Source organism: Thalassovita gelatinovora (assembly GCF_001458355.1).
Lineage (GTDB): Bacteria > Pseudomonadota > Alphaproteobacteria > Rhodobacterales > Rhodobacteraceae > Thalassobius > Thalassobius gelatinovorus.
The window spans coordinates 630,214-647,740 of sequence record NZ_CYSA01000015.1; the positions used below are offsets into that span (position 1 = coordinate 630,214).

The following is a 17,527-nucleotide window of genomic DNA, read 5'->3' on the forward strand; positions in this document are numbered from 1 at the left end:
GGAAAGCAGCGACATGACGTCTCTCCTCTTGTCAAAGTTTTCCATATTGTGGAATATTGGGCTTCAAAAATGGAAAGGCCGTCCATGGCGGAAAAGCAAACAGGTGGCGTGCAATCGGTGCATCGGGCGCTTGACCTGCTGGAACGGGTCGCGCAAGTCAGCGATGGCGCGCGGCTGTCCGATCTGGCGAAAGAGGCTGGTTTGGCCGTGTCCACCACCCATCGGTTACTGACCACGCTGGAACAGCGCGGTTTCGTGCAATCGGATGCTGCAAGCAGCCGCTGGCATGTCGGTCAACGCGCCTTTGCCGTCGGGTCGGCCTATACCAAACAACGTAGCTTCGTCGCCCCAGCCCTTCCCTTTCTGCGGCGTCTACGCGATCTTACCCGGGAAACCGCCAATTTGGGCGTCATCGACGATGGCGAGGTGATAACCCTGTCGCAAGTGGAAAGCCGCGAAATCATGCGTGCGATTTCGCCCCCCGGTGGCCGGGTGCCGGTGATGTGTTCCGGCATGGGCAAGGCGATCCTCGCCACTTGGGAAAATACGGCCATTGACCGGATCATTGACCGGCACGGGCTGCGCGCGATGACGTCGCACAGCCTGACCAAGCGCGACGCGGTGCATGATGAAATCGCCCGGATTCGCGATCGAGGATTTGCGCTGGATGACGAAGAATTCGTGCTTGGCCTGCGCTGTGTCGCCGCCGTCGTCTGGGGCCCACAGGGCGAAGCGGCCTGTGCCATTTCAGTCTCCGGGCTGGCGGCACGGTTAACGCCGGAAAAAGTGGCGGAAACCGGCGCGGTGGTGAAGCGGCTTGCCGATGAACTGACCGAGGTTCTGGGCGGTTGCGCACCCACCCACTGAACGGTCTTGTACCGGGTCCCTGCACCATGCGACCAATGCCTGGAAATGAAAGAGGATACTATGATGACCCTGCCAACCCCGCCTTCAGAGCCCAGCACCGACGACGGATTATGCGTGCCAGTTTCGCTGGGATCAACACGGCTGATCTGGCTGAACCAGCCGAAGCGGCGCAACGCGCTGTCGCCGGACCTGCGCGGGGCGCTGAAGGATCTGCTACAACAGGCGATGCAGGACGACACGGTGCGGGCCATCGTGATCTGTGGCGTGCAGGGCAATTTCAGCGCCGGCGGCGACCTGTCCACGATGAAGGGCATCAGTTCGGTCGCCGGGCGCGAACGGATGAACGATGCCGCCGACCTGATGCGGGTCATGGTTCAGGGACCCAAACCCATCGTCGCCGCAGTCGAAGGCTGGTGCGTCGGCGCGGGCATGTCACTGGCCGCGGCCTGCGATATCGTAGTGGCGGCACCGGGTGCGAAGTTTTCCCTGCCCTTCGGCAAGCTGGGGCTGATCCCCGATCTGGGATCGCTGCACACCCTGACAGCCCGGATCGGGATGGGTCGAACCAAATGGCTGGCTTTCACCCGCCGCACCATCGACGCGCAAATCGCAATGACTTGGGGTGCGGTAGAAGACATCGCCGAAGAAGGCGCGACGCTTGCCCATGCCTTGGCGTTGGCTGAAGAAATCGCTGCGGGCGCCCCGCTGACCATCAGCTATACCAAACAACTACTGGCCCGGCTGCCAATGGGGTTCGACGAATATCTGGCCGCCGAACGTGATACTCAGGCGATACTCTATACATCCGAAGATTTCGACGAAGGTATCGATTCCTTTTTCGAAAAACGACCGGCGGTATTTCACGGCAAGTGATCCGCCACAGCGCGAAATCGTTTGGGGAACACTCCTAAAAGGTGTTTCCCTTTCGCGTACGAAGCTAACCAAAGGGCTATCCCGCTATCACTTTGGGGGCACCAACACGAACTTATAACACTGTTTTTCAACAATATTTTAAGGTCGCAACGCTTTCTCAAACATCCTGAAAGCCGTATACTGAAACGGTAATCAGTTGAGTTCCGGTAATTAGGAAAGGCGGGAAATACACGCCCATGCGCATTCTCTTGGCCGACGATCATATTTTACTACTCGAAATGCTGGCGACCTTTCTGTCGCATGATGACACACTGAAAATAGACAAGGCCGGTAATTTGCCCGCAGCAATGCAGATCGTTACAAATGGTCCGCATTTCGATCTGGTGGTGCTTGATTACCTGATGCCCGGCATGAATGGACTGACCGGATTGCGTCAAGTTCTGGCTGCCCCGAACGTCGCCCATGTAGCGTTGATGTCGGGACAGATCCCGCGGTCTGACGCGATCGAAGCAATCAGGATAGGCGCGTCGGGCATTATCGCCAAATCGTCTACACCGGATTACTTCGCCCATACTCTCAAATATCTGGCCATGGGCGGTAAACATCTGCCCGACGATTTGCTGAATGCTGACGATTCCGAACCCGACAATCCATTTTTCGAAAATCTGTCCAAGCGCGAAACAGAAATCCTGAAGGAACTGGCGACAGGCAAGACGAACAAGAATATCGCAAATGAACTTGGTATTCAGGAAACCACGGTGAAACAGTTCGTTACCCTGATCAACAAGAAGCTGAATGTGCAAAACCGTACTCAGGCGGCATTGCTGGCCCGCGACTACGGATTGGTCTGACCCGCTGGAACCTCATCGCAACGCCCGGTGCCCGCGCATCGGGTTCTTGCCGTTTTTCATATGATTTAGGCGAACAAATCTGAATTTCTTAACCTATCACATCGAGCCTCAGATCGGACCCTGATCCAGTTCCTGCCTGTGCTGTTCGTCCGCTCCCTCTATGGCATCCAGGTCAATTCTTGTCGGCAGGTTTGGTAATCTCCGACGCGACAACTGTACCAATAAAGAACGACGACCCCGGTGGTGGGCACCGGGGTCGCAGGTCATCATGGAGAGAGAGAAGGATCTGGTTAAAAAAAGGAGCGCGAGGGAGGGGGGGACATCGAAAACAACGGTTGACTGCCTAGACGTGTTTTCTACTCGCGCTCCTTATACTCATTACGACTTGTTACGCTTGATCTAGAACCATGGAACTCATTACCAGTACCTTGGTATCGTTTTTACCCTGATTAGCTGTCAGCGCGGTATCCGGGTAATGGTATGGGCATACATACTTTCGAGAGACTAAATACCCCGTTAGTACGACCATGACAGAATTTATTCTTGTAATTCAATTGGTTAAAAAATTGCAAATTTCCCGCATACAGACGAAAAATCCGAAAAAATGTCAAAATATCGCCAGATCGTTGGTATTGGTCGCCCGAAAGGCGGGAATCCGCAGCCCGATTAACCAGCCCTGCTTGGCAAACCCTGGCGAAATGCCCTAGAACCCGTTGCAAACAGGGCCAACGCGGCCTTGACCCGGATATACTTTGTTACATCTGCCCGACCCGGGCACAAAAGGAATAGCCATGGCGAACCATCTTTACCTCAATGATCTACCGGACGGGCTGGACCTGGGCCCTATTGTTGCCATTGATTGCGAAACGATGGGACTGAACCCACATCGTGACCGGCTTTGCGTGGTACAAATGTCCGGCGGCGACGGGAATGCGCATATCGTGCAAATCGAAAAAGGCCAGACCGAGGCACCGAACCTGTGCCGGATGCTGACGAACCCGGATGTGCTGAAGCTGTTTCATTTCGGCCGTTTCGATATCGCGGCGCTTTACAATGCTTTCGGCGCACTAACGGCGCCGGTTTACTGCACCAAGATCGCATCGAAACTGGTCCGCACCTATACCGACCGGCACGGGTTGAAAAACCTGTTGCAGGACCTGCTGTCCACGGACGTATCAAAACAACAACAGATGAGCGATTGGGGCGCCCCGAAGCTGACCAAAGCTCAGCTCGAATATGCCGCTTCGGACGTGCTTTATCTGCATAAACTGAAAACGGAACTGGACCGTATGTTGAAACGCGAAGGTCGCCTTGAATTGGCGCAATCGTGTTTCGACTTCCTGCCCACGCGTGCCAAGCTGGATTTGACCGGCTGGCCCGAAATTGACATTTTCGCTCACTGATTTTCGGGCGAACATCTGGCGGACACAAATGGCAACGCGCGACGGTTTTTATTCAAGGCTGGTGGCTTGGCTGAAAATACTGCTGCCGTTGGCGGCACTGGCGCTGTTGTCGACGCTGTTCTTATTATCGCGCAGCAGCGATCACAGCGGTACATTGCCGTTTTCCCAGATCGGTCTGCAAGAACGTGCGCGCGAAGAAATCATCGCCGCCCCGCGCTTTTCCGGGGCCACCGCCCGGGGCGATCTGATTTCCTTTATCGCCGAAACCGCACGACCCGATCCGGATTTCGACAACGTAGCCCATGCTAGCAATCTGAATGCCAAACTTGATCTGACCAGCGGAACACATATTTCGTTCCAGTCAGCCAATGCACGGCTGGACAGCCAAAACGAAGAAGCCGAACTTATGGGTGGCGTAGTGATCACCAGTTCCACCGGCTATGCGCTGCACAGTGACAACCTGAAAACCAAGATGAGCGAGATCGGTGCGGAAACCGACGGTCCGGTTTACGGTGAAGGACCCGCCGGGACAGTCGAGGCAGGAAAAATGCTGCTGACAACCGACCCGGACAGCAATGACATCCAATTGCTTTTCACAAACGGTGTAAAGCTGGTATATCAACCGTAGGAATAGGATACTGACTTTGCGATTTTCACGACTGACGGCTTTGGCCCTGTTCATTTCCTTGACGGCTCCGCTGGCGGCAGCCGAAGATGTCGCCTTCGGCAAGGCGCGACAGGATTCGCAACAGCCGGTCGAAGTCAGTGCAGACAACTTGGCAGTCAGCCAAAAAGACGGAACCGCGACATTCAGCGGCAATGTGATGATCACCCAAGGCGACATGATCCTCAATGCGCCCAATGTTTTGGTGGTTTATAAAGAAGATAATAAGAAAATTTCCAAGCTCGAAGCATCGGGCGGCGTTACTTTGGTCAGCGGCCCGGATGCCGCCGAAGCGCAAAGTGCTGAATACGATATCGATGCTGGCACGGTTCTGTTGCTGGGCTCCGTATTGCTGAGCCAAGGGTCTAACGTGATGTCGGGCGACCGGATCACCATCAATCTTGATGCGGGAACGGCCCAAGTTGGCGGCCGGGTAAAAACCACGCTTCAACCCAAGGAATAACCGGATGGCTGCTCCTAATTTGACCGTCACTGACGGCAGTTCCGGTCTGGAAATACAAAACCTTCGCAAAAGCTACAAAACCCGGACCGTGATTCGTGATTTCAGCATGAAACTGAACCGCGGCGAGGTTGTGGCGTTGCTGGGCCCCAACGGTTGTGGCAAGTCGACGACTTTCTATTCGGTGTGCGGACTGGTCTATCCTGAAGGTGGTCATGTGCTGATCGACGGGCGCGATGTGACCAACCTGCCGATGTATCGGCGCGCCAAGCTCGGCATCGGATATCTGCCGCAGGAAATGTCGATCTTTCGCGGCCTGAGCGTCGAAGACAATATTTCGGCTGTTCTTGATATCGCCGAAAAGGACCGCCACAAACGGCGTGAACGGCTGGAAGAACTGTTGTCGGAATTTTCCATCGAACATCTGCGCCGCGCACCCGCATTGGCACTGTCGGGCGGCGAACGGCGGCGGGTGGAAATCGCACGCTGCCTGGCGGCCAATCCAAAATATTTGTTGCTGGATGAACCCTTTGCCGGCGTCGATCCGATCAGTGTCGGTGATATTCGCCATCTGGTCGCAGATTTGAAAAAGCGCGGTATTGGCGTGCTGATCACCGACCACAATGTCCGCGAAACATTGGAAATCGTCGATCGAGCCTATATCCTGCATGATGGTCGGGTTTTGATGTCAGGCACACCTGCCGAAGTGGTAGAAAACGAAAATGTCCGCCGGGTTTATCTTGGCGATAGTTTCAGAATTTCCTGAAATTTGCCGCGATCAGAACCCAAGCTGTGAAAAATTCTTTCTTCCGTCGATTGACATCTGCCCACCGACTCGCCTCAAATACTTTTATGACATTCATGGATCTTGCACCGCTGATGTTTGTGGTCTTGTTGCCAAGGCCCGGTCGTGAACTGACCCATGTGATGTCCCAATCAAGCATTCGGGAATAAAAACAACCGGTCGCATAAGGCAGCCGGCATAACGCCCGATTTGTCACGTAAAGGAGACAAGATGCGCTATCAAATCAGTGGAAAACAGATTGATATCGGCGAAGCGCTGCAGGTTCACGTCAAAGACGGGCTGAATACGGCCGTCAAGAAATACGCGGAACGACCGACCGACGCGAATGTCGTCTTCTCGAAATCGGCCAACGAATTCGTATGCGAAGCCACTGTGCATCTTTCGACCGGCCTGACCGCGCAGGCCAAGGCCCATGATCACGAAATCTACGCCGCTTTTGAAAAATGCTGCGACAAGATGGAAAAGCAATTGCGCCGCTACAAGCGCCGCCTGAAAGACCATCACAATGCCCGAAGCGAGCCGGTTGAACAATTCGGCGCGGCATCGTATATCCTCGCGCCTGAAGGTGAGGATGCGGAATCGGAGCGTGAAACGCTGCAACCGGTCATCGTCGCAGAGATGGAAACCAAGATCCAATCGCTGTCGGTCGGAGAGGCTGTCATGCAGATGGAATTAGCTGGCGTACCGGTTCTTGTTTTTCGAAACGAAGGAAAAGAAGGGCTGAATGTCGTATATCGCCGCGATGACGGCAATATTGGCTGGATCGACCCTCAGTAATAACGGCGGGGCAGTGTTTTCCGCCATCGGAGCAACGAAAGCTTTATGGAAATTTCCGGTATACTCAAGCCGGAGGCTGTCAAGGTTGTTGCCTCGGCCTCCAGTAAGAAACGTTTGTTGCACGATCTGGGCGATCTGGCCGCAACTGCCTATGGGGTGAACCCTGCGGCAGCGGTCGAAGCCCTGTTGGAACGCGAAACCCTGGGACCAACGGGCGTGGGCCACGGTGTGGCCCTGCCCCATGCGCGCCTGAATGACCTGGACCGGGTCGTAGGTGCCTTCATCCTGATGGAAAAACCGATCGATTTCGAAGCCGTCGACCGGCAACCTGTCGATATCGTCTTTGCGCTGTTCGCCCCCGAAGAAGCCGGTGTCGAACACTTGAAAGCGCTGGCGCTGGTATCACGGACGTTGCGTGAAAACGCGCTGCGTACCAAGCTGCGCGCAAACAATGATCCCAGCACGCTTTACACCCTCCTGACCGCCGCCCAAGGGGCACAGGCAGCGTGATCAGCGCCAGGCGCCAAAACCGAAGCTTACATAGTCTTTGTTGTATATGCCGTTAACCAGAGATTCGATCTCGTCGTCGTAGATCGCGTCCAGCGGCACTGGAACTGGGTCGTTCACGATGGCCGGCACCGGCGCATCTGATCGCCCGGCACGCGAAGCGATGAAGGGCAGCATGATGTCCAATTCATCCTCGCGCAGAATGAAATCAGGTGGCGTTAAATCTGCGAAGCCCTGAAGAACCTGAACTTGGCTGGCCCAAGAGGCATCGACCCGCACACCTGTCTGTCCCGCCAGATTGGCCTTCAGGAAATCCAGAAAACCGATGAAACAGGTCCGGTGGATTTCTGCGTCATATCTATCATCGACTTCGTCGGGCAGCGGTAAATTAAAATTCTTGGCGATCGTCTTTCGAATTTTGCTGAAACTTCCGGGCCCGGTGGACAGGATTTTTTCACAAAACGCCGCGTGTGCCCGCGCCACCGGATGGCGCAGCACGGTAAAACTGCGGAAACCGGTATTGTCCTTCTTCCAATCGCGCAGAGATTTTTGACTGAACCGGGATTTCAGATCGTTTTCGCTAACTGAATCGAGCGCTGCCAACCAATTAAAAACGCTGGTTTCGGGCCCTGACCGGATCGGCAAATAAAGCAACCGGGTTTTCGCTGCGGCGACATAGCTGGGCACAACCGCATTGCGACGAGGTTCGAAATTCGGTGTCCGGGTCAGGTTGAACTGATCCAGATGCGCCAGCGCCTTTTCCATCTCGGCGAAATTTTCCACTTTTTCGGAAATCGGCTCAGGGTTCTGTTTCTTTAACTTGCCATCAAGAGATTCAAGCTGGTCAGTCTGCCCCAGCCACCGCGCCAGACCGTTCATCACGTCCAGATCCTGCAGATCTTCATAGGCGACGTAAAACGCCGTCTGCCCGGTCTTTTGCAATTCGTTCAGCAACAGCACTTGAAACGCCTGCAAATCAGCCAGATGGTTTTCAAAGTCGTCCCGATCAAAATGTGCCTTGCTATCCTTGCGCTTCTTCACATTGGTCAGTTTCCACTGTCCCGTCGCCTGCGCGATTTTCCAGCTGACATAACTGTCCACCGGATTGCGGGTCAGAACAATCTTGGCGCAGCGCGGATCAGCCAGACACAGGTCCAGAACCCGCGGATCGTGATCATGAAAATAACGGAACCCACCCAGACCGTCGCTGTGCTGTTTGATCGTGCCGATCAACCGCGCCGGATCTTTTTCCCGCATCTCTTGGCTGATGCCCAAAATCTCGGTCGAATTCGGATACCCGATGAAATGCGGATTGAAGGCCTCGCCATGGCAGACCAACTTGGGGAAGGCGTTCAGATTCGCCTCTAAAAAATTCGATCCCGTCCGCATTTCCGCGAACACGATGAAATAGTCAAACCTGTCATTCATGGAATATCATCGCACCAAATAGGGTTTTCGTTTCGGGCGCTTGCCATTGCTCAGGTCCCTCTCGACGGCGAAATCGCCCATCAGATAGGGATGCATGCCCTGGTTTTTCAGATTTTGCAGGAATTGACCGAACCCGGTCAAATCCGCCATTTTCGGCGCCTCCGACAAGCGTCGCATCGACCTGTTGCCAATCTCGTCGATGATCGTTTGCAACGGCTCCATCGGGTTTTCGATGAATTCCGCCATCGTCCAGATCCGGATGCGCGCCTTGGAATAGGGCGACCGCAGCACATTCAGATGCTCCGCCTCGATCTTTTGTAACAGCGCGGCTTCTTTCCGCAAATCAGCGAAATTTCTATTCGATTTGAACAACGGCACTGCCCATGCACCGCTGATCACCGAAACCTGCGCATTTGGATCCTTTGCAAACAACCAGTCGATATCCTGCACGTCATTGGGTCCGAACTGAAAACATTGCCTTTCACCGCGCGCATTCCAGATCAAGCTGGTCAGAAACGCCTGTGAATTATAATCGCGGTGCAGCGCACTATCGGACAGGGCACCATTCATGACCGTCTGCCCATCGGCATATTCGACCCGGTCCTTGGCGAACAGATGCCCATGCACCCGGGCGCTGGTCGCCTTGGCCAGCCAGCGGTCGAAATCTTCGAACAGATCGGAAAAGCCTTCGAAAACCGAATACTGGCCCGACGTCACCCCGTTTTCCCACCCTTCATGCGGGAACCTGCTTTGCATATAAAGCCCGGGCCGGCCACGGGTCCGACGCTCCACCGCTTTGGCAAAAATCCGGTCGATCTTTCCAGGATTGGGTTCAGCCCCTTTCATCGTGCCCGCCGGATCGGTCAGGAATGCCTCGTATAACCGATTGGCATGCGGCCAGATCTTGCGCGCAACAAAACAATCGGACCGGCGCAAAAGCTGTAAGTGATCGTCATAAAAGATATGCGGTTTGCCTTGGAAGTCGAATTTCGACAAGGTTAGAGACCGGCTTTCGATATTGCTGGAATAGAGCCGCGACAGCGATTGGAAATAGCTTTCATCGGGAATCCAGACCCGTTTGAAGAAGCGATCATAAAGTTCGCGGTCCGGGTCTTGCAGGATCGCCGACAGGGTCTGCCGGGTCAGGCACCACCATTGGCTGCCCATATGCGGCACGATGCCGTTGGGCATTTTCCGCTTCAATCCAAACCGGCGCTGAATGTTTACCCAGTTGTCAAACAGCATCCGCTGCTGTTTCCACGCAAATGGGAAACTGAGAGTAAACCGTTCCGCATCCAATCCGCCCACGGTCCACGGCACGTCTGCCGTGGTGGCACTTTCGATAAAATCGGTCCGTGGCCGATCGGCCAGATAATCGATCAGTTCCTTCACCGGGCGCAGCGGCAGGCACGATCCCGAAGACAGATAGACATGGCGCACGTCGGGAAATTCGGCCAGCATCAGTTCGGAGGCGCTTTGCGACGCGGCCACGATCCCCCAAGTGCCCCATTCGCAGCGGTGACGGCTGCTGAACCGCACGTCAGGCAGGTCGGACAACGCCTTACGGAAGGTGGTGTAGGTGCGACGATCGACATTGCGGTCCACATGGATCACCACTGGGCAACCGGCCGCGGCCCAGTGCCGTGCGACCTGTTCGGCCCGGCCCAGCGCGGTATGCACCAGCATGATGATCCCAACCGTTCCCATGCGCGTCCCCTTACGCCCAGTTGCCCTTGGACATCAGCCCAAGGATTTCAAGCTGCCGCCAGTTGATATATTTTTCGGACCACTTGCACCAAAGATCCGGGTTGTCATTCAAGGTGCCGGCATAGGCGACATATTCCACGCTGGCCGAATAGTGCTGCTTGCGCTGCAATTCTTCTTCGGCCTTTATGTGGAACGTGTCCAGAAATTTGGTGTGCAGAAGTGCGCCGCTGGCCTTTTCACCGCCCCATTCATCGTAAACCAAGTTCAAACCGCGCGGCAAAAGCATGTGGGTGGAACTGGTATAGACGTATTTCTTGTCCCATTTGACCAACGGAACCTTGTTCAGTGCCGGGGCCTTTTCCGGAGCATCCGCAAAAAACACCCGCGACCGCGGCCCGCCTTGAATCCACAGATTGCCGAATTTCCAGTTCCGTTCGATGGTATAATTACCGGAATCGAACCAGTTAGCGATTTCCAACGGGTCCTGACCAGCGCGATAGGGCTGCTGATCGATCCGGCCCTTGGGATACATGTCCATCAACATCGCGCTGAAGGATTTGATCGATGATGCATCCAACCAATCGGTCAGCGCCCTGAGCGGTCGTGTATCGCAGAATGGATAGACCAGAAATTCATCCGGATCGACGACCAACGTCCAATGTCCGTGACCATATTTCCGCTGCAACCAATTCAGCCAATCGACCCCGAAACGCGACCGTTTATAGCTGTTCCTTGTGTGCCACACCGAAACGTCCGGTTGATCCGACAGATAGGAAACCGACCCGTCGTTGCTGTCATTATCCACGATTAGGAAGTGGTTCACCCCCATGTCACGGTAATACTGCAGGAAATAGGGCAACCTGATCTGTTCATTGCGCTGGGTAGAAAACAGCAGGATGTCGCCCGGTTTGATCTGATCGGTTCGATTGACGACGGGCTTCAGTTCGCGCCGTTTACGCAAGGCACGGATCAGAAAGCGTTTCCGCTTCACCCTCAGACGATATGCCTGCCAAACACCCACTCTTTTCCCCTACCCATCGACCAGAGAGCAGTTTCAACGGTTCTACAGCGCCAGCTTGAACACTTTGTTGAAATGCGCCTCCCAAGAAGGAAGCACAAATCGTGCCATTTGGGAATGGCTTGCCCGTTTGTCTGCCTGCCAGCAAGTTGCCAGCATTGTTATATTTCTTTGCCAAGCGTATCGATCATTCACATCTGCGTAAACGGCATTCTCGCCCAACAATTCATGGCAGACGGGCAAATCGGCGCACAGCACCGGCGCCCCCAGCGCCAACGCCTCCAGTGGGGGCAGGCCATAGCCTTCGGCATGGCTGGGAAACAGCAATCCGGCCGAGCGTTGCAACAGCCTCGCCACTTGTCCGTCATTCAGGCCCTGAAGTTCGAAAACCGGGCCGCCCCTCCCGGCCCAGTCATCCAGACGGGCGAACACAGATTCATTGTTCCAGCCGCGATTGCCACAGATCAGCAATTGCGGCGGTTGCACATCCTCTGACATCTCGTCCCAGATATCCAACATCAAAGCATGGTTCTTGCGCGGTTCAATCGTGCCAAGCATCACGAAATAGGGGCGATTCTTTTCGAAACCTTCCGGCATCTGCATCGATTTCGGCGCCGCAATATCCACTCCCAATGGCAGCACAGCACAGTCCGGCACGGCCCCATTCGGCGCCATATGTCGTTCCACATCCACCTGCGTTTGGTGCGAATTACACAGGATCAAATCGGCATTGCGCCGCACCCGCTCCAGCATTCTTTCAAACGGATCTACAGAACCAAGTCTCTGATATTGCGGAAAATCCAGAGGGATCGTATCGTGAATCATAACCGCCACCCGCGCCTTTAGCAGCCGTTTCAGCGCATGCAGAACCCGGTCCGTCAGGTTTGAATGCCCGACGTTGAAATAGGCGACACCCGCAGGCAGTTGCCGCATCAGCATTCGGCCCAAACGCTGCGGCAAGCAGCGTTTCACGCTTAACCGGCGCAAATCGGCCTGCGCCTGTTTTTGATCAAGGCCAAGTCGGCGCGAAGCTTGCGACAACATATCAGGCGGTCCCCATGGAATTTCCCCGGCAACCCGTGCCCGGAACCCTTCCATTCCCTGCCGGTCCAGCAGGGCATAGCCCAGAGAGGTTCGCGCCAACCCGTAAAGCGGCACGTCGTCCTGCAACAGATGATCGAGATAGGCAGCTTCGACCCGATCAATACCGGTCGCAACCCTGCCCGCCCGGCGCAAAAGCCGGGTAATATCCAATACCCGTACCGGGGGGTCAGTCACGCTCATTCTTGACCCGAACCGATCCCGGCAACAAGCCCGGTGCAATCTCTGGGCCGACGTGCACGCTCGGACCGAGGCACCTCACGATATTTTCTCCTAGCAGCCGTTATTGAGCTGCCTTGTCGACGGCGATCACTTCTTGCAGATAGGCCATCAGTTCGTCTTTCAGATCATCGCGCGACAGTCCGAAGCTGACCGTTGCCTGCAAGAAACCCGCCTTCGATCCGCAATCGAAACGCTGGCCCCGGAACCGGAATCCATAAACGCCGTCGCCTTCGATTTCTTTGGCGATCGCATCGGTTAGCTGAATTTCACCACCTGTTCCTGTTTCCTTTTTATTAAGTGTTTTTAGCACATTAGGAGACAGTATATAGCGCCCAATTACCGCTAGATTCGATGGCGCTTCTCCGGGGGCGGGTTTTTCCACCATGTTGTTGACCGACACGACCGATCCCATGTCTTCTTTGACATCCAGCACACCATAGGCCGACGCCTTTTCCGGCGGAACTTCCATCGCAGCGACCATCGATCCGCCGGTTTCAGCATAGGCTTCGATCATTTGCTGCAGACAAGGCTTTTCAGCGGCAATAACATCGTCAGGCAGAATAACAGCGAAGGGTTCGTTGTGAATCAACCGGCGTGCGCACCATACTGCATGCCCCAAGCCAAGCGCCTTGTGCTGCCGCACATAGGCGATTTCACCCGAATCCATGTTGGTTTCTTTCAAGGCTTCCAACAATTCGGTCTTGCCCTTCTTACGCAGCTCGGACTCAAGCTGATGGGAATGATCGAAATAGTCTTCCAACGCGGATTTGCCACGCGAAGTGACGAAAATGAATTCCTTGATTCCAGCAGCCCGCGCTTCATCAATCGCATATTGGATCAACGGGCGATCCACCAATGTCATGATTTCCTTGGGAACCGATTTCGTGGCCGGCAAGAAACGCGTACCAAGACCCGCCACAGGAAAAATCGCCTTTGTTACTTTAGTTCGCATTTCAAATCCTTGATTTCGTCGGCATCAAAATGACTAATACAGCCAAACCTTTAACGGCATTTTATCCCCGCAGTTAAAAGGAGGACAACAGTCGCGTTGTCACATTATACGAATTATTGGTCAAATGGGTGATGCAATTGCTAGTATTTTGTACAATCCCATCTAATTTCGGCGGTGCGCCGGGTTTCCGCCTGCACCCGCGTCCTGAAAAGGTCAAGCCGGAACAGCTTCTGCCCCCGGTCGCTGCGACCAAACAAGCCACCACGCTGTAGCCAGAAGCCGGGTTTGCAATATTGTACAGAATGGAACAGCCCGGTGTGTGAAAAGATGAAAACAGACACGGTTTTCCCCTGTTCGGCCAAGTGGGCGGCCTGCTTGCAAAGTTCGCTTTTTTGCCAAATGCGCCCGGCCAGTTCGATATGATCGCCATTGGCACTGCTTTCAAAGCGCAAAAAAGCGGGCGTCGTGCAGTGCAATGGCTGCAACTGCGGCAACACCATCTCAGCCGCTTCTGTCAGACCCTGTTCCAGCCGCTTGAGCGCCCAGCGCACTTCGCTAGGTTCCAGCAATCCATCGCGCATCTGAATAAGTAATCGTTCGCGCTGCTCCTGTCGAACTGCCGCGATCCTGGTCACATGCAATGCTTCGGGGCAATGAAGACGCAGAAAAATCATGCTGCTGGCACCGATATCGTAAAGATCGGTCACCGACCGATTGCGCCGCCGCCGAGTACTGGGAGCATAAGCATGATGCACCTGCGCCAAAGGCACGATTACGGTTTTATAACCAGCAACGGCCAGACGCATGTTCAGATCGGTTTCGTCCAGATAAAATCGATAGGCAGGATCGAAGCCGCCCTGTTCCAGCAAAACCTGCCGTCGCACCGCCATATTGGTGCCTTCGGTCTTGACCGCCTGATCCGGCGGGGGTGACAACACGGTATTGCATGTTTCGTTCAGCTGCAGCGGTATCGCCATACCGGTGCAGTCTATGCTGCGGGCCTTCCACTGAAAACTAATCCCGTTGCGGCCGCGAACAAACCCGCCGGCAATGCTGACCTCGGGATCATGAAACGCGGCGGCCAGATGGAGCAACCACAGCGGCTCGGCCACCGCATCGTCATCGATGAAGGCAACAATATCCCCGGCAGCGGCTTCGATCCCCCTGTTGCGAGCAATCGATATGTTGGCAATGTCAAAGGGCACCACCCGAACCCGCCCGGTCAACCCCATTCCATGAATGGCGGCTTCTCCGGACGGATCGGTTACCACAATGATTTCGTAGTTCGGATAGATCAGCCGCGACAGGCTGGTCAGGCAGTATTCCAGAGCCTCCGGCCGGTGCCGGCTGACCACCACAACGCTGACCGAAGGCGCCGTCATCCGTGACGCCTCCGGCAAGGGATGTGAGCATCACTCCGGATCATCAGGCCTCTTTCAGCTCGACGCTGGGCGAATAAGCAATGAAGAACGGGTTGGCATACCCGTCCTTACCATAGATCAGCGGGCTGTGATCGTCGAACCGCACCACCATGCCGCCGGCCCCGTGCAAAACCGCATGACCGGCTGCCGTATCCCACTCCATCGTCCGTCCAACGCGGGGGTAAAGATCGGCCTCACCGGTGGCAACCAGACAGAATTTCAACGACGACCCGGCGCTTTTGGAATCGGCAACCTTATATTTGTTGATGTAATCGTCGGTGGCCTGATCACGGTGTGATTTCGATGCGACCACCAGCAAGGCATCATTATCGGCCTGCGATACCTTGATCGGCAGGGTTTCCCCGATCACGTCCTTGCTCAATGCGCCGGTTTCTTCCACGGACTGACCATTTGCCAAAGTAAAGAACATCCGATTCTTGGCCGGAGCATAAACAACCCCCCGGGTCGGCACACCGTTTTCGACATAGGCGATATTGACGGTGAAATCGCCGCGCCGGTGGACAAATTCCTTGGTCCCATCCAGCGGATCAACAATCAAAAAAGTGTCGGCTTTCATCGAATGTGATGCCGCCTGTTCCTCGGTCACCAACACCACGTCGGGAAACGCCGTGCGCAACCCCTCTGATATCAATGCATCGGCCGCTTCATCCGCTTCGGTGACCGGGCTATCATCGGACTTCAACTTCACCTCGAATTCATCCGAGTTGTAAATTTCCATGATCTTGTCACCCGCGACAAGCGACAGCCTGCGCATCACTTGGGTCAGTTTTTCGTAATCCAAAAGCGAACTCCTTGCGCCGGATTGGCCTTTTCGGCCATTCATTGAAAAAAAATATCGCATCCCTTATGATGGGGAGCTAAGCAAACGGCAAGAATTGGTCGTAATAATAACCGCAACATGCGGGAGCAGTGCCGATATGTTCTACAAACCACGGAAAGAATCCGGGATCTCTGCGGCTTTCACGATCGCCGAGCTGATCTATCATTCGATCGCGCGCAAGATCCGTAAAACGCACAGCCATGCGGTGATGTCTATCGTGGTGAATCTGCTGCAGATGGTCATCTTCGTGCTGGCTTTCTACATCATGTTTTCGCTGCTGGGTTTACGTTCGGCCGCGGTACGCGGCGATTTCCTGCTTTACCTCATGTCGGGGATTTTCCTTTACATGACGCATAGCAAAACCTTGGGAGCGGTGGTTGGGTCGGAAGGACCGACATCGCCAATGATGCTGCACGCCCCAATGAACACAATCATCGCGATCCTGTCTTCAGCCCTCAGTGCGCTTTATATTCAGGTGCTGTCGCTATCGCTGATCTTGTTCGTCTACTATGTCGGCTTCAAACATTTCGTGATCGAAGATCCCGCCGGGGCGTTCGGGATGCTGTTGCTGGCCTGGTTTGCCGGGTTGGCGATCGGCATGGTGCTTTTGGCGCTCAAGCCATGGTTCCCCACGGCGGTCAACATGATCACGCTCGTCTATCAACGCGCCAACATGATCGCTTCGGGCAAGATGTTCCTAGCCAATTCGCTACCGACCTTCATGCTGAACATGTTCGACTGGAACCCGCTGTTTCACTGTATCGATCAGGCGCGCGGCTTCACCTTCATCAATTATGTTCCGCGCAACAGTTCCATCACCTATCCGCTGATCATCAGCCTGAGTTTTCTGATGATCGGATTGATGGGGGAATTCTACGCCCGCAAAAATACCTCTATCAGCCTCAGCGCCCGCCGCTGATCCTATTCGGTTCGGGGGTTTGGGGCTGGTCATCGATCACCCGTGCACAACGAAGGAAACAACGCCTTCAGTCCACGACCCGGCAGGTCACGTTGATCCGTCCACCCTTCGCTAGCAAGGACGAAGATCCGAAACGGATGCGGTCAATACCGTGATAGGTCAGCCGCGCCGGACCGCCCATCACCACTACGCCGCCCGAACGCAGCCAGATTGATTCGGTTTTTCCACCGCGGGTCTGGTTGCCGATCCGAAACAGCCCTTCGTCACCCAGCGACACCGACAGCACCGGCCAAGAAAAATCGGCCTCGTCGCGGTCCTGATGCATCCCCATGCGGGCCCCTTCGCCGTAAAAGTTGATCAGGCAACAATCGGGATCACGATCCATGCCGATCAGATCGCGCCACAGACCAAGCACGGTTTCGGGAATCGCCGGCCATGCCCCGCCGTCGGGATGCTGCGGGGCATAGCGATACCCTTGGCGGTCCGAAATCCAACCAACCCGGCCCGCCGATGTCATCCTGACCGACATCGGTTTGCCATAGGGGGTTTGTGGTGAAAACATCGGTGCCTGTCGGATCACATGCCGCAGATCCTGCAGAATCGCCTGCTGCGCTGTAAGGTAGAGTCTTTCGGGATAGATTTGAAATCCTCGTATCGTCATGCAACCGGTCATCACTGCTGCCTTTCCCGTCAGAACGCCTTGGCTGTCAA

At 55.1% G+C, this 17,527-nt stretch carries 18 protein-coding genes; 10 read left to right on the top strand and 8 right to left on the bottom strand.

Annotation, left to right across the window (positions count from 1 at the left end):
* Positions 1-84 precede the first annotated feature (84 nt).
* From TG4357_RS07705 to TG4357_RS07745, 9 genes are all read left to right on the top strand, one after another.
* Positions 85-867 carry an IclR family transcriptional regulator gene (locus tag TG4357_RS07705; protein WP_058262266.1) on the top strand — a complete coding sequence of 261 codons (783 nt, stop codon included), beginning with the start codon at positions 85-87 and terminating at the stop codon, positions 865-867.
* A gap of 63 nt (positions 868-930) precedes the next feature.
* Positions 931-1,740 carry an enoyl-CoA hydratase/isomerase family protein gene (locus TG4357_RS07710; protein WP_074646762.1) on the top strand — a complete coding sequence of 270 codons (810 nt, stop codon included), beginning with the start codon at positions 931-933 and terminating at the stop codon, positions 1,738-1,740.
* 236 nt (positions 1,741-1,976) lie between these two features.
* Positions 1,977-2,591 carry a response regulator transcription factor gene (locus TG4357_RS07715; RefSeq protein ID WP_058262268.1) on the top strand — a complete coding sequence of 205 codons (615 nt, stop codon included), beginning with the start codon at positions 1,977-1,979 and terminating at the stop codon, positions 2,589-2,591.
* Positions 2,592-3,382: 791 nt separating this feature from the next.
* Complete coding sequence (locus TG4357_RS07720; RefSeq protein WP_058262269.1) at positions 3,383-3,994, top strand: ribonuclease D; 612 nt, start codon at positions 3,383-3,385, stop codon at positions 3,992-3,994.
* Between the two features lie 28 nt (positions 3,995-4,022).
* Positions 4,023-4,622 (top strand): LptA/OstA family protein, encoded by a 600-nt coding sequence (locus TG4357_RS07725; protein ID WP_058262270.1) that lies wholly within the window; start codon positions 4,023-4,025, stop codon positions 4,620-4,622.
* A 16-nt stretch (positions 4,623-4,638) separates the two neighbouring features.
* A complete protein-coding gene (gene lptA / locus TG4357_RS07730) occupies positions 4,639-5,121 on the top strand; it encodes a lipopolysaccharide transport periplasmic protein LptA (protein WP_058262271.1) in 483 nt (160 codons plus the stop codon).
* A 4-nt stretch (positions 5,122-5,125) separates the two neighbouring features.
* The gene (gene lptB / locus TG4357_RS07735) at positions 5,126-5,884 is read left to right on the top strand and encodes an LPS export ABC transporter ATP-binding protein (protein ID WP_058262272.1); all 759 of its coding nucleotides are present in this window, start codon (positions 5,126-5,128) and stop codon (positions 5,882-5,884) included.
* Between the two features lie 249 nt (positions 5,885-6,133).
* Positions 6,134-6,700, top strand: a complete 567-nt coding sequence (gene hpf, locus TG4357_RS07740; protein WP_058262273.1) for a ribosome hibernation-promoting factor, HPF/YfiA family — start codon at positions 6,134-6,136, stop codon at positions 6,698-6,700.
* A gap of 45 nt (positions 6,701-6,745) precedes the next feature.
* Positions 6,746-7,210, top strand: a complete 465-nt coding sequence (locus tag TG4357_RS07745; protein WP_058262274.1) for a PTS sugar transporter subunit IIA — start codon at positions 6,746-6,748, stop codon at positions 7,208-7,210.
* Here the strand turns inward: TG4357_RS07745 and TG4357_RS07750 are convergent, their stop codons facing one another.
* From TG4357_RS07750 to cysQ, 7 genes are all read right to left on the bottom strand, one after another.
* A complete protein-coding gene (locus TG4357_RS07750) occupies positions 7,211-8,635 on the bottom strand; it encodes a hypothetical protein (RefSeq protein ID WP_058262275.1) in 1,425 nt (474 codons plus the stop codon).
* 6 nt (positions 8,636-8,641) lie between these two features.
* Positions 8,642-10,342, bottom strand: a complete 1,701-nt coding sequence (locus TG4357_RS07755; RefSeq protein WP_058262276.1) for a DUF5927 domain-containing protein — start codon at positions 10,340-10,342, stop codon at positions 8,642-8,644.
* A gap of 10 nt (positions 10,343-10,352) precedes the next feature.
* On the bottom strand, positions 10,353-11,363 hold the full coding sequence (locus tag TG4357_RS07760; protein WP_058262277.1) for a glycosyltransferase family 2 protein: 1,011 nt from the start codon (positions 11,361-11,363) through the stop codon (positions 10,353-10,355).
* A gap of 42 nt (positions 11,364-11,405) precedes the next feature.
* Positions 11,406-12,644, bottom strand: coding sequence for a glycosyltransferase family 4 protein (locus TG4357_RS07765; RefSeq protein WP_058262278.1), 1,239 nt, complete (start codon positions 12,642-12,644; stop codon positions 11,406-11,408).
* Between the two features lie 100 nt (positions 12,645-12,744).
* The gene (galU, locus tag TG4357_RS07770) at positions 12,745-13,635 is read right to left on the bottom strand and encodes a UTP--glucose-1-phosphate uridylyltransferase GalU (RefSeq protein ID WP_058262279.1); all 891 of its coding nucleotides are present in this window, start codon (positions 13,633-13,635) and stop codon (positions 12,745-12,747) included.
* Between the two features lie 140 nt (positions 13,636-13,775).
* A complete protein-coding gene (locus TG4357_RS07775; protein WP_058262280.1) occupies positions 13,776-15,017 on the bottom strand; it encodes a glycosyltransferase family 2 protein in 1,242 nt (413 codons plus the stop codon).
* A 43-nt stretch (positions 15,018-15,060) separates the two neighbouring features.
* Complete coding sequence (gene cysQ, locus TG4357_RS07780) at positions 15,061-15,858, bottom strand: 3'(2'),5'-bisphosphate nucleotidase CysQ (RefSeq protein ID WP_058262281.1); 798 nt, start codon at positions 15,856-15,858, stop codon at positions 15,061-15,063.
* 136 nt (positions 15,859-15,994) lie between these two features.
* Between cysQ and TG4357_RS07785 the strand changes: the two genes are divergently transcribed.
* A complete protein-coding gene (locus tag TG4357_RS07785) occupies positions 15,995-16,816 on the top strand; it encodes an ABC transporter permease (protein WP_058262282.1) in 822 nt (273 codons plus the stop codon).
* Positions 16,817-16,883: 67 nt separating this feature from the next.
* Here the strand turns inward: TG4357_RS07785 and TG4357_RS07790 are convergent, their stop codons facing one another.
* Positions 16,884-17,477 carry an alpha-ketoglutarate-dependent dioxygenase AlkB family protein gene (locus TG4357_RS07790; protein WP_233487448.1) on the bottom strand — a complete coding sequence of 198 codons (594 nt, stop codon included), beginning with the start codon at positions 17,475-17,477 and terminating at the stop codon, positions 16,884-16,886.
* Between the last annotated feature and the right edge of the window lie 50 nt (positions 17,478-17,527).

Bases quoted from the DNA above. Each gene is read 5' to 3' on its own strand.
- TG4357_RS07705 (WP_058262266.1), top strand. From the start codon at position 85: ATGGCGGAAAAGCAAACAGGTGGCGTGCAATCGGTGCATCGGGCGCTT.
- TG4357_RS07710 (WP_074646762.1), top strand. From the start codon at position 931: ATGACCCTGCCAACCCCGCCTTCAGAGCCCAGCACCGACGACGGATTA.
- TG4357_RS07715 (WP_058262268.1), top strand. From the start codon at position 1,977: ATGCGCATTCTCTTGGCCGACGATCATATTTTACTACTCGAAATGCTG.
- TG4357_RS07720 (WP_058262269.1), top strand. From the start codon at position 3,383: ATGGCGAACCATCTTTACCTCAATGATCTACCGGACGGGCTGGACCTG.
- TG4357_RS07725 (WP_058262270.1), top strand. From the start codon at position 4,023: ATGGCAACGCGCGACGGTTTTTATTCAAGGCTGGTGGCTTGGCTGAAA.
- lptB (WP_058262272.1), top strand. From the start codon at position 5,126: ATGGCTGCTCCTAATTTGACCGTCACTGACGGCAGTTCCGGTCTGGAA.
- hpf (WP_058262273.1), top strand. From the start codon at position 6,134: ATGCGCTATCAAATCAGTGGAAAACAGATTGATATCGGCGAAGCGCTG.
- TG4357_RS07745 (WP_058262274.1), top strand. From the start codon at position 6,746: ATGGAAATTTCCGGTATACTCAAGCCGGAGGCTGTCAAGGTTGTTGCC.
- TG4357_RS07750 (WP_058262275.1), bottom strand. From the start codon at position 8,635: ATGAATGACAGGTTTGACTATTTCATCGTGTTCGCGGAAATGCGGACG.
- TG4357_RS07755 (WP_058262276.1), bottom strand. From the start codon at position 10,342: ATGGGAACGGTTGGGATCATCATGCTGGTGCATACCGCGCTGGGCCGG.
- TG4357_RS07765 (WP_058262278.1), bottom strand. From the start codon at position 12,644: ATGAGCGTGACTGACCCCCCGGTACGGGTATTGGATATTACCCGGCTT.
- galU (WP_058262279.1), bottom strand. From the start codon at position 13,635: ATGCGAACTAAAGTAACAAAGGCGATTTTTCCTGTGGCGGGTCTTGGT.
- TG4357_RS07775 (WP_058262280.1), bottom strand. From the start codon at position 15,017: ATGACGGCGCCTTCGGTCAGCGTTGTGGTGGTCAGCCGGCACCGGCCG.
- TG4357_RS07785 (WP_058262282.1), top strand. From the start codon at position 15,995: ATGTTCTACAAACCACGGAAAGAATCCGGGATCTCTGCGGCTTTCACG.
- TG4357_RS07790 (WP_233487448.1), bottom strand. From the start codon at position 17,477: ATGACGATACGAGGATTTCAAATCTATCCCGAAAGACTCTACCTTACA.